The 11,606-nt window shown below is 74.5% G+C and carries 4 protein-coding genes and 2 pseudogenes; 5 read left to right on the top strand and 1 reads right to left on the bottom strand.

Annotation, left to right across the window (positions count from 1 at the left end):
- A pseudogene (locus tag RKE29_RS22915) lies at positions 1 to 2,199 on the top strand (M4 family metallopeptidase); the annotation flags it as partial.
- Between the two features lie 60 nt (positions 2,200 to 2,259).
- On the opposite strand, the gene glgP reads toward RKE29_RS22915, so the two are convergent.
- Entirely contained in the window at positions 2,260 to 4,836 is a 2,577-nt protein-coding gene (gene glgP, locus RKE29_RS22910) for an alpha-glucan family phosphorylase (protein ID WP_312007460.1), read from the bottom strand.
- Positions 4,837 to 5,309: 473 nt separating this feature from the next.
- Here glgP and RKE29_RS22905 point away from each other — a divergent pair, with 473 nt between their 5' ends.
- The 4 genes and pseudogenes from RKE29_RS22905 to RKE29_RS22890 all read left to right on the top strand — a co-directional run.
- On the top strand, positions 5,310 to 7,307 hold the full coding sequence (locus tag RKE29_RS22905) for an alpha-1,4-glucan--maltose-1-phosphate maltosyltransferase (protein ID WP_312007458.1): 1,998 nt from the start codon (positions 5,310 to 5,312) through the stop codon (positions 7,305 to 7,307).
- Positions 7,304 to 9,052 (top strand): maltose alpha-D-glucosyltransferase, encoded by a 1,749-nt coding sequence (gene treS / locus RKE29_RS22900; protein WP_312007457.1) that lies wholly within the window; start codon positions 7,304 to 7,306, stop codon positions 9,050 to 9,052. The genes RKE29_RS22905 and treS overlap by 4 nt, the downstream gene beginning before the upstream one ends.
- 372 nt (positions 9,053 to 9,424) lie before the next feature.
- Positions 9,425 to 11,149 (top strand): phosphotransferase, encoded by a 1,725-nt coding sequence (locus tag RKE29_RS22895; RefSeq protein WP_312007456.1) that lies wholly within the window; start codon positions 9,425 to 9,427, stop codon positions 11,147 to 11,149.
- A gap of 268 nt (positions 11,150 to 11,417) precedes the next feature.
- Positions 11,418 to 11,606: pseudogene (locus tag RKE29_RS22890) on the top strand (hypothetical protein); the annotation flags it as partial.

The following is an 11,606-nucleotide window of genomic DNA, read 5'->3' as shown; positions in this document are numbered from 1 at the left end:
TGCCCGCCGCGCTGTCCCCGGCCCAGCGCGCCGGGTTGCTGCGCGGCGCGCGCGCCGCCGCCGCGGACACCGCCCGGGCCGTCGGCCTCGGCCCGAAGGAGAAGCTGGTCGTCACGGACGTCGTGAAGGACGCCGACGGCACGCTGCACACCCGCTACGACCGCACCTACGACGGCCTGCCGGTCCTGGGCGGCGACCTGATCGTGGACACGGCCGCGCGGGGCCGCATACGCGGGGTCGTCACGGCGGCCAAGGCCCGCCGGATATCCGTGCGTACCACCACCGCCGCCGTGCGGCCCGCCGCGGCCGAGCGGGCGGCGGTGGCGGCGGCGCGGGCGCAGGGGTCGAAGGACACCGCCGCGGCGTCCGCGCCGCGCCGGGTGGTCTGGGCGGCCCGGGGCGCGCCGGTGCTCGCGTACGAGACCGTCGTCGGCGGCCTCCAGGAGGACGGCACCCCGAACGAGCTGCACGTGGTCAGCGACGCCGGCACCGGCGCCGAGCTGTACCGCTACCAGGCGGTCCAGCAGGGCACCGGCAACAGCAGGTACAGCGGCCAGGTCACCATCGGCACCTCGGGCAGCTCGGGCGCGTACCAGCTGAACGACACCGGGCGCGGCGGGCACAAGACGTACAACCTCAACCGCGCCACCTCGGGCCAGGGCACGCTGCTGACCGACGCCGACGACGTGTGGGGCGACGGCACGGCGTCCGACCCGCAGACCGCGGGCGTCGACGCGCACTACGGCGCCGCCCTGACCTGGGACTACTACAAGAACGTGCACGGCCGCACGGGCATCAGGGGCGACGGGGTGGCGGCGTACTCGCGCGTCCACTACGGCAACGCGTACGTCAACGCCTTCTGGCAGGACGNGGGGCGACGGGGTGGCGGCGTACTCGCGCGTCCACTACGGCAACGCGTACGTCAACGCCTTCTGGCAGGACGCCTGCTTCTGCATGACCTACGGCGACGGGGCGAACAACGCCAAGCCGCTGACCTCGATCGACGTGGCCGGCCACGAGATGAGCCACGGCGTCACCGCCAACACGGCCAAGCTCACCTACAGCGGCGAGTCCGGGGGCCTGAACGAGGCGACCTCCGACATCTTCGGCACCGCCGTGGAGTTCTACGCGAACAACTCCGCCGACGTGGGCGACTACCTCATCGGCGAGAAGATCGACATCAACGGGAACGGCAGCCCGCTGCGCTACATGGACCGGCCCAGCCGGGACGGCTCGTCCAAGGACTACTGGTACTCGGGCGTCGGCGGCGTGGACGTGCACTACTCCTCCGGGGTCGCCAACCACTTCTTCTACCTGCTGTCCGAGGGCAGCGGCGCGAAGGTGGTCAACGGCGTCAGCTACAACAGCCCGACGTACGACAACCAGCCGGTCACCGGCATCGGCCGGGCGGCGGCGGAGAAGATCTGGTTCAAGGCGCTGGCCGAGCGCATGCAGTCCAACACCAACTACGCGGGCGCGCGGGACGCGACGCTGTGGGCGGCGGGCCAGCTGTACGGCTCCGGCAGCGCGCAGTACGTCGCGGTGGCGAACGCGTGGGCCGCGGTGAACGTCGGCACGCGCATCGCCGACGGCGTCACGCTCATCGCGCCCGGCGACCAGTCCAGCGTGCTGGGCCAGGCCACGAGCCTGCAACTCCAGGCCACGAGCACCAACGCGGGCGCGCTGTCGTACGCCGCCGCCGGGCTGCCCGCGGGCCTGGCCGTGGACGCCTCGACGGGCCTGATCTCCGGCACCCCGACGGCCGTCGGCACCAGCACGGTGACGGTCACGGTGACGGACTCGGCGTCGAAGAAGGGCACGGCGTCCTTCTCCTGGACGGTGAACACCACCGGGGCGAGCGTCTTCGAGAGCACGGCGGACGTGGCCATCCCGGACGCGGGCGCGGCGGTCACCTCGCCGATCCCGGTGAGCCGGACCGGCGGCGCGCCGTCCGCGCTCAAGGTGGGCGTCGACATCGTGCACACCTACCGCGGTGACCTGGTCGTCGACCTGGTCGCGCCGGACGGCACGGCCTACCGGCTGAAGAACTCCAGCCTGTTCGACAGCGCGGACGACGTGAAGACCACCTACACGGTCGACGTCTCGTCCGAGACGGCGGGCGGCACCTGGCTGCTGCGGGTCCAGGACGTGTACCGGAGTGACACCGGCTACGTCAACGGCTGGAAGCTGACCTTCTGACCGTCGGCCGGCACACGAGGCAGGAGGGGGCCCGCGGCGGTGTCGCGGGCCCCGCGCCGGTCACCGCAGCAGCACGCCCGCCGCCTCGCTCACGGCCTCCGTGGGCAGCGCGACCAGGCCGAGTTCGGCGCTGGAGGCCAGCAGCCGGTGGGCGGGCAGCACGCGGACGGTGTAGCCGAACGGGCCCGTGCGGTCCAGCGGCAGCGGCCCCTCGTAGAGCCAGTGGCCCTCGGCGTCCGGGCCGCCGGCGGGCTTGAGGGCCACCTCGGCGGCGTCGGTGATCCGGTCGGAGCCGTCGACCCGCCCGGCGACGGCCTGCACCTCCACGTCGGCGGGCTCCAGGCCGCCGAGCGCCACCCGCACCCGCAGGGCGAGGGTGGCGCCCAGTTCGGCCGCGCCGTCCTGGGTCGCGGCGGGCAGCGCGGCCTCCACGTGGTCGACGGCGACCCGCGGCCAGGCGCCGCGCACCCGGGTCTTCCACCCCGCCAGGTCGCCCGCGGTGCGCGGGTCCATGGTGCGGTGGGACCGGGCGGCGGGCGCGTACAGCCGCTCCACGTAGTCGCGCACCATGCGGTCGGCGAGCACCTTGGGGCCCAGGCCCGTCAGGGTCTGCCGCACCATGGCGGTCCACCGCGGCGGCGGGCCGGAGCCGCCGACGCCCTCTCGGTCGTAGAAGCGCGGCGTGACGTGCTCCTCCAGCAGGTCGTACAGGGCCGCCGCCTCCAGTTCGTCGCGGCGCGCCTCGTCGGTGGCGGTGCCGTCGGCGGTCGGGATGGCCCAGCCGTAGTCCGGTTCGTACCACTCGTCCCACCAGCCGTCGCGCACCGACAGGTTGAGGCCGCCGTTGAGCGCGGCCTTCATCCCGGAGGTGCCGCACGCCTCCAGCGGCCGCAGCGGGTTGTTCAGCCACACGTCGCAGCCGGGGTAGAGGTCGCGGGCCATGCCCATGCCGTAGTCGGGCAGGAAGACGACGCGGTGCCGTACGCGCGGGTCGTCGGCGAAGCGCACGAAGTCCTGGATGAGCCGCTTGCCGCCGTCGTCGGCCGGGTGGGCCTTGCCCGCGACGACGATCTGCACCGGGCGCTCGGGGTGCAGCAGCAGCCGGGTGAGCCGGTCGCGGTCGCGCAGCATGAGGGTCAGCCGCTTGTACGACGGGACGCGGCGGGCGAAGCCGATGGTCAGCACGTCGGGGTCGAGCACGCCGTCGACCCAGCCGAGTTCGGCGTCGGACGCGCCGCGCTCGCGCCACGACGCGTACAGCCGCCGCCGCACCTCGGCCACCAGGCGGGCGCGCAGGGTGCGGCGCAGCTGCCACAGCTCGGCGTCGGTGGCTACGGCCGGGTCCAGCCGGACGACCTCGGGCGCGGTCCAGGTGGGGGCGTGCACGCCGTTGGTGATGGAGGTGATCGGCACTTCACCGGCGTCGAAGTCCGGCCACAGCCCGGCGAACATCTCACGGCTGACCTGGCCGTGCAGGGTGGACACGCCGTTGGCCCGCTGGGCCAGCCGCAGGCCCATGACGGCCATGTTGAACACGCCGGGGCCGCCGCCCGGGTAGGTCTCGGCGCCGAGCGCCAGGACCCGCTCGGCGGGGATGCCCGGCAGCTCGCCGTCGTCGCCGAAGTGCCGGGCGACCAGGCTCGCGTCGAACCGGTCGATGCCGGCCGGGACGGGCGTGTGGGTGGTGAACACCGTGCCCGCGCGGACGGCCTCCAGGGCGGCCTCGAAGTCCAGGCCGTCGGCGGTCAGCTCGCGCACCCGCTCCAGGCCGAGGAAGCCGGCGTGGCCCTCGTTGGTGTGGAACGCCTCGGGCGCGGGGTGGCCGGTGAGCCGGCAGTACGCGCGTACGGCGCGGATGCCGCCGACGCCCAGCAGCATCTCCTGGAGCAGCCGGTGCTCGCTGCCGCCGCCGTAGAGCCGGTCGGTCACCTCGCGCTCGGCCTGGTCGTTGTCCTCCACGTCGGAGTCGAGCAGCAGCAGCGGGACGCGGCCGACGCGCGCCTGCCAGACGCGCGCGCGCAGCCGGCGGGTGCCGGGCAGCGCGATCGCCACGGCCGCCGGGCGGCCGTCGGGCTCGCGCAGCAGGTCCAGGGGCAGCTCGTGCGGGTCGAGGACGGGGTAGCGCTCCTGCTGCCAGCCGTCGCGGCTGAGGGACTGCCGGAAGTAGCCGTGCCGGTAGAGCAGGCCGACGCCGACCAGCGGCACGCCGAGGTCGCTGGCGGCCTTGAGGTGGTCGCCGGCGAGGATGCCGAGGCCGCCGGAGTACTGCGGCAGCTCGGCGGTGATGCCGAACTCGGGCGAGAAGTACGCGATGGCGGCGGGCGGCTCGGCGCCCCCGCCCTGGCTCTGGTACCAGCGCGGCCCGGTGAGGTAGTCGCGCAGGTCGTCGGCCGCGGCGGCCAGGCGGCGCAGGAAGCCGGGGTCCTCGGCGAGGGCGGCGAGCCGGGCGGCGGACACCGCGCCGAGCAGCCGCACCGGGTCGCGGCCGGCGGCCTGCCAGCCGTCGGGGTCGACGTCGCGGAACAGCTCGCGGGTTTCTCGGTGCCAGGACCAGCGCAGGTTCCGCGCGAGGTCGCTGAGGGGTCGTAGGGGCTCGGGAAGGACAGGGCGCACGCTGAATCGACGAATGGCCTTCACCCTTAGACGGTAACGGCGGCCGGGGCGCGGCTTCCGCTTCGGCGCCCGGGGTTCCCGCGTCCGGCCCCCGCGCGGAGGCGTACGGGCGCGGCGGGGCGGCGCGGCGCGGACCGGCGGCGGGGCCGGGGGCCTGCGGCGGGGGCCGCGGAGCGGCGGACGGGGGCCGCGGGACGGGCCGTCCGGGCGGGGGTGCGGCCGGGGGACGGCCGCGTGTCATCCGCCGGATTGCGGGCAGGCGACCGGTACGCGCGGCCCGCGTACGCCGTTAGGTACCCGTAGTTAACGCAAAAACCGGATTGTCCTACCGGCCTGAGTGGAAGGCTGTCTTCACACCCTCTTGGCCGAAACCCTCCGCCACCCGAGTGAACGCGGACAGGAGCTGTCATGCCCGCAACGCGCCGCCCGGCGGCAAAACCTATACAAAGGACCAAAGCCGCCCCGCCCGCCCGCTCGCCCTGCCGCCAGGTGATCCTATGATCGGCCGAATTCCCGTCCTTGACGTCCGCCCGCAGGTCGACTGCGGCCGCCGCCCCGCCAAGGCCGTCGTCGGGGAGACCTTTCAGGTCACCGCCACCGTCTTCCGGGAGGGCCACGACGCGCTCGGCGCGAACGTGGTGCTGCGCGACCCGGCCGGCCGCTCCGGGCCGTGGACGCCGATGAGCGAACTCGCTCCGGGGACGGACCGGTGGGGCGCCGACGTCACACCCTCCGCCGAGGGCCGCTGGTCGTACACGGTCGAGGCGTGGAGCGACCCGGTCGGCACCTGGCGCCACCACGCCCGGATCAAGATCCCGGCCGGTCTCGACACCGCGCTGGTGCTGGAAGAGGGCGCGCTGCTGCACGAGCGGGCGGCGGTCGGGGTGCCCAAGAGCGAGGGCCGGGAGGCGGTGCTGGCCGCCGTGGACGGGCTGCGCGACGAGCGGCGCCCGGTGGCCGACCGGCTGGCCGCCGCCCTGGCCCCGGAGGTGGTCGCGGCCCTGGCCCGGTACCCGCTGCGCGAGCTGGTCAGCGCCTCCCGCCCGATGCCGCTCCAGGTCGAGCGGGAGCGCGCGCTGTTCGGCTCCTGGTACGAGCTGTTCCCGCGCTCGGAGGGCGCCCGGCCCGCCGCGAACGGCCGCCCGGCCGTCAGCGGCACGCTGCGCACCGCCGCCGAGCGGCTGCCGGCGCTGGCCGCCGCCGGGTTCGACGTGGTCTACCTGCCGCCGGTGCACCCCATCGGCCGCGCCCACCGCAAGGGCCCCAACAACACGCTGTCCGCCGGCCCGCACGACGTGGGCTCGCCGTGGGCGATCGGCTCCGCCGAGGGCGGGCACGACGCGATCCACCCGGACCTGGGCACGCTCGCGGACTTCGACCACTTCGTGGCCCGGGCGCGCGAGCTGCGCCTGGAGGTCGCGCTGGACTTCGCCCTCCAGTGCTCGCCCGACCACCCGTGGGTGCGCGAGCACCCCGAGTGGTTCCACCACCGCGCCGACGGCTCCATCGCGTACGCCGAGAACCCGCCCAAGAAGTACCAGGACATCTACCCCGTCGCCTTCGACGAGGACTTCGCGGGCATCGTCCGCGAGACGCTGCGCCTGCTGCGCTTCTGGATGGACCACGGCGTGCGGATCTTCCGCGTGGACAACCCGCACACCAAGCCCGTCGCCTTCTGGGAGAAGGTGATCGGCGAGGTCAACCGCACCGACCCGGACGTGATCTTCCTGGCCGAGGCGTTCACCCGCCCGGCGATGATGCACGCGCTCGCCGCGATCGGCTTCCAGCAGTCGTACACGTACTTCACCTGGCGCAACGACAAGCAGGAGCTGACGGACTACCTGACCGAGCTGTCCGGCGACGCCGCCGCGTACATGCGGCCCAACTTCTTCGTCAACACGCCCGACATCCTGAACGCCTACCTCCAGCACGGCGGCCGGCACGCCTTCGAGCTACGGGCCGTGCTGGCCGCCACGCTGTCGCCCACCTGGGGCGTCTACGCCGGGTACGAGCTGTGCGAGAACGATGCCGTACGCCCCGGCAGCGAGGAGTACCTGGACTCGGAGAAGTACCAGCTGCGGCCGCGCGACTGGGCCGCCGCCGAGCGCGAGGGCCGCACCATCACCCCGCTGATCTCCCTGCTCAACCGGGTGCGCAGGCGCCACCCGGCGCTGCGGCGGCTGCGCAACCTGCGGTTCCACCACGCCGACAACGACGCCGTCCTCGTCTACTCCAAGCGGACCGGCGACTCCTGCGTGCTCACGGTCGTCAGCCTCGACCCGCACCACACGCAGGAGGCGACGGTGTCACTGCTCATGCCGGAACTCGGCCTGGACTGGCACGACACCGTGCCGGTGCACGACGAGATCACCGGCGAGACCTACCACTGGGGCAGGGACAACTACGTGCGCCTCGACCCGGGCCGAGCCCTGGCGCCCGCGCACGTGCTGACCCTGCGACCGTCCTCACCGATCGGAGGGTCACCCACAACATGATCGTCAACGAGCCCGTACCGGACAAATTCGAGGACACGCCTGCCCAAGAACGCGACCCCGACTGGTTCAAGCGCGCCGTCTTCTACGAGGTGCTGGTGCGCTCCTTCCAGGACAGCAACGGCGACGGAATCGGCGACCTCAAGGGTCTGACGGCCAAGCTGGACCACCTCCAGTGGCTGGGCGTCGACTGCCTGTGGCTGCCGCCCTTCTTCGCCTCCCCGCTGCGCGACGGCGGCTACGACGTGGCGGACTACACCGCGGTGCAGCCGGAGTTCGGCGACCTGGCCGACTTCGTGGAGTTCGTGGACTCCGCCCACCAGCGCGGCATGCGGGTGATCATCGACTTCGTCGTCAACCACACCAGCGACCAGCACCCGTGGTTCCAGGAGTCCCGCGCCGACCCCGAGGGGCCGTACGGCGACTACTACGTATGGGCCGACGACGACAAGCAGTACCAGGACGCGCGCATCATCTTCGTGGACACCGAGGTCTCCAACTGGACGTTCGACCCGGTGCGCAAGCAGTACTTCTGGCACCGCTTCTTCTCCCACCAGCCGGACCTGAACTACGACAACCCGGCCGTGCAGGAGGAGGTGCTGGCCGCCCTGCGCTTCTGGCTGGACCTGGGCATCGACGGCTTCCGGCTGGACGCCGTGCCGTACCTGTTCGCCCAGGAGGGCACCAACTGCGAGAACCTGCCGCAGACCCACGAGTTCCTGAAGCGGGTGCGCGCCGAGATCGACGCCCACTACCCCGACACGGTGCTGCTGGCCGAGGCCAACCAGTGGCCCGAGGACGTGGTCGACTACTTCGGCGACTTCGCCACCGGCGGCGACGAGTGCCACATGGCCTTTCATTTCCCGGTCATGCCGCGCATCTTCATGGCCGTACGGCGCGAGTCGCGCTACCCCGTCTCGGAGATCCTGGCCAAGACGCCCGCGATCCCCTCCGGCTGCCAGTGGGGCATCTTCCTGCGCAACCACGACGAGCTGACCCTGGAGATGGTCACCGACGAGGAGCGCGACTACATGTACGCGGAGTACGCCAAGGACCCGCGCATGCGTGCCAACATCGGCATCCGGCGCCGCCTCGCCCCGCTGCTGGACAACGACCGCAACCAGATCGAGCTGTTCACCGCCCTGCTGCTGTCCCTGCCCGGCTCGCCCATCCTCTACTACGGCGACGAGATCGGCATGGGCGACAACATCTGGCTCGGCGACCGCGACGCGGTGCGCACCCCGATGCAGTGGACCCCCGACCGGAACGCCGGCTTCTCCTCCTGCGACCCCGGGCGGCTGTTCCTGCCCACGATCATGGACCCGGTCTACGGCTACCAGGTCACCAACGTCGAGGCGGCCATGTCCAGCCCCTCCTCGCTGCTGCACTGGACCCGCCGCATGATCGAGATCCGCAAGCAGAACCCGGCCTTCGGCCTCGGCTCGTACACCGAGCTGTCCTCCAGCAACCCCGCGGTCCTGGCCTTCCTGCGGGAGGCCCCGGCCACCGAGGGGCAGGGGGACGACCTGGTGATGTGCGTGAACAACTTCTCCCGCTTCCCCCAGCCCACCGAGCTGGACCTGCGGGCCTTCGCCGGGCGCCACCCGGTGGAGCTGATCGGCGGGGTGCGCTTCCCGGCCATCGGCGAGCTGCCCTACCTGCTGACCCTGGCCGGGCACGGCTTCTACTGGTTCCGCCTGCGGCCCGTCGAGAACGCGGTCCCCCGGCCGGACCTGGCAGCCGGCTGAGCCCGCCCGGTGCGCCGCCCTCCGGTGCCCCGCGCGGTGCGCCGCCCGTCGGCGTCCCGCCCCGTGCGCCGCCGTCCGGTGTCCCCCGCGCGGGACCTTGCGCCGACCGCCCGCGGGGTGCGGCCCGCCCGGGCGTACGGCGCGGTCCGCGCGGCGCCGGAACACGCCGGTCCTCAGGGGTCTCCGGGGCGTTTTCGACCGCACGGCCAGGGAAGCCTCCCCGTACGGCACGGGCAGAACCGATCACGAACGGACGAAAGTCGCCGTACGGACGATCCTCGCCCGACACGTCCCGCACCGCCGCAAACTCAATGCTGCAATCCGGGACACTTTGCCCTGTCCGTCGTGTGCCCGGGGAAAGGACGCGACGCCATGCCCGAAGCTGCATCCTCCGGAGGGGCACAGCGCTCGCCCACCGCTGGGACCGGCCCGTCACCGGCCCCCGAACGGCCCGCCGCCCCACCCGCCGACCCGCCCGGCCGGCCACCTGCGGAACCGGGCGCCGGGCCGGGCTCCGAAACGACCGCCGGGCCAGGCGCCGGGGCGGCGGCCGGGGCAGGCGCCGCCCTGCCCGCCGACCCACCCGAAGCACCCCCCGACGCACCGCCCGACACACCCCCCGGCGCACCCCCTGGCGGGCCCGCGGGCGGCCCCGACGGGCCCGCCGGCCTGCTGGAATCCCTCACCCCGCTGCTGACCGAGTGGCTGCCGCGGCAGCGCTGGTTCGCCGGCAAGGGCCGCCCGGTGACCGGCTTCTCCCTGGTCTCCGCGCTCGAACTGCTGCCCTGCTCCGGCGCCGGGTCCTCCCCCGGCCTGCTCCACCTGCTGGTACGCGCCGAGCAGCACGGCCGGCCCGGCCAGACGCCCGCGCCCCAGGGCGGCGCGCCGAGCGACGACTGCTACCAGATCCTGCTCGGCGTGCGCGCCACCCTGCCGCCCCGGCTCGCCACCGCCCTCGTCGGCCGCCCCAGCGGCGGCCCGCTGCACGGCCGCGCCGTCTACGAGGCCCTGCTCGACCCGCGGCTGGCCTCCCTGCTGCTGGAGCGGCTGCGCGTGCCGGGCCGGCTCGGCCCGCTGCGCTTCGTCCGCGAGCCCGCCACGGCCATCCCCTCCGCCCTCGCCCCCCGGCTGGTGACCGCCGAGCAGTCCAACTCCTCCGTCGTCTACGGCGACGCCTACATCCTCAAGCTCTTCCGCCGGGTCTCCCCCGGCGTCAACCCCGACCTGGAGGTGCCGCTGGCGCTGGCCCGTGCGGGCAGCTCCCGGGTGCCCGCGCCCACCGCCTGGTTCGAGGCCGACGCCCCCCGGCAGGGCGCGGACGCGCACGCCGAGCCCTACACCCTCGGCGTGCTCCAGCCCTACCTCGCCGAGTCCGTCGACGGCTGGCAGCTCGCCCAGCGGGCCCTGGCCGAGCGGTCCGACTTCACGCCCGCCGTGCACGCGCTCGGCGGCGCCACCGCCGAGGTGCACCTGGCCATGGCCCGCGCCCTGCCCACCGCCGAGCTGCGCCGCGCGCAGATCGAGCACCTGGCGGCCGCCATGACCGAGCGCCTCGACGCCACCGCCGCCGCCGTACCCGCCCTGCTGCCCTACCGGGACGCGCTGGCCTCGGCGTACGAGGACCTGGCGGCGGCCGCCCGCGCGGGCCGCACGGTCACCGCCCAGCGCATCCACGGCGACCTGCACCTCGGCCAGGCCCTGCGGACCCCGGGCGGCGGGTGGTGCCTGATCGACTTCGAGGGGGAGCCGTCCCGGCCGCTGGCCGAGCGGCGGCGGCCGCAGCCCGCCGTGCGCGACATCGCGGGCATGCTGCGCTCCTTCGACTACGCCGCGCACGCGGGGGAACTCGACCGGCCGGAGGAGTGGGCCCGCCGCACGCGCGCCGCCTACTGCGCGGGCTACGCCGAGGTGTCCGGCACCGACCCGCGCGACGAGCCGGAGCTGCTGCGGGCCCACGAGACCGACAAGGCCGTCTACGAGGTGCTGTACGAGGCCCGGCACCGCCCCGAGTGGCTGCCGATCCCCATGGCCGCGATCCGCCGCCTGGCGGCGGGCCCGGACCGGCCGGGTCCTGACGACCCCGGCGGCCCGGCCTGACCGGACCGGAAGGACCCGCCGGACCGGCCCGGCCGACGGAGCCCACCGGACCACCCGGCGGACCGGGACCGGCCAGACCCGACCAGACGGGCCCTGGTCGGACCGCACCGACCGACCCGGGCCCGGCCGAACGGGGCCCGGCCGGCCCGGACCCCGCCCGGCCGACCCGGACGGAACCGGACCCGCCCGGACCTCGGCCCCCGCCGAACCGGGTACCCGGGCCCCGGGCCCGGCACCGCACCGCACCGACCCCTGGGAGGACCACCCCGTGACCGCTCACCGCCCCTCACCCGACGAGGTCCCGGACACCTTCCGCTCGTCCCACCCGGCCGCCGGCCGGTCGTCCGCGCCGCGCGAGAACCCCGCCTCGGCCGAGTCGGCGGGCATCAAGCCGAACCCGGAGCAGGCCGCGCGCCGCCCCCGCTCCCCCTCGGCGGCGGCCTCCGGCGGCCCGCCG

The sequence above is a fragment of the Streptomyces sp. B1866 genome (genome assembly GCF_031932565.1).
Classification (GTDB): Bacteria; Actinomycetota; Actinomycetes; order Streptomycetales; family Streptomycetaceae; genus Streptomyces.
Note: the sequence above shows the minus strand (reverse complement) of the source record. Positions and strands in the feature narration are given on the sequence as shown.

Coding starts and splice junctions, on each gene's coding strand:
- RKE29_RS22905 (WP_312007458.1), top strand. CDS start 5,310: ATGATCGGCCGAATTCCCGTCCTTGACGTCCGCCCGCAGGTCGACTGC.
- treS (WP_312007457.1), top strand. CDS start 7,304: ATGATCGTCAACGAGCCCGTACCGGACAAATTCGAGGACACGCCTGCC.
- RKE29_RS22895 (WP_312007456.1), top strand. CDS start 9,425: ATGCCCGAAGCTGCATCCTCCGGAGGGGCACAGCGCTCGCCCACCGCT.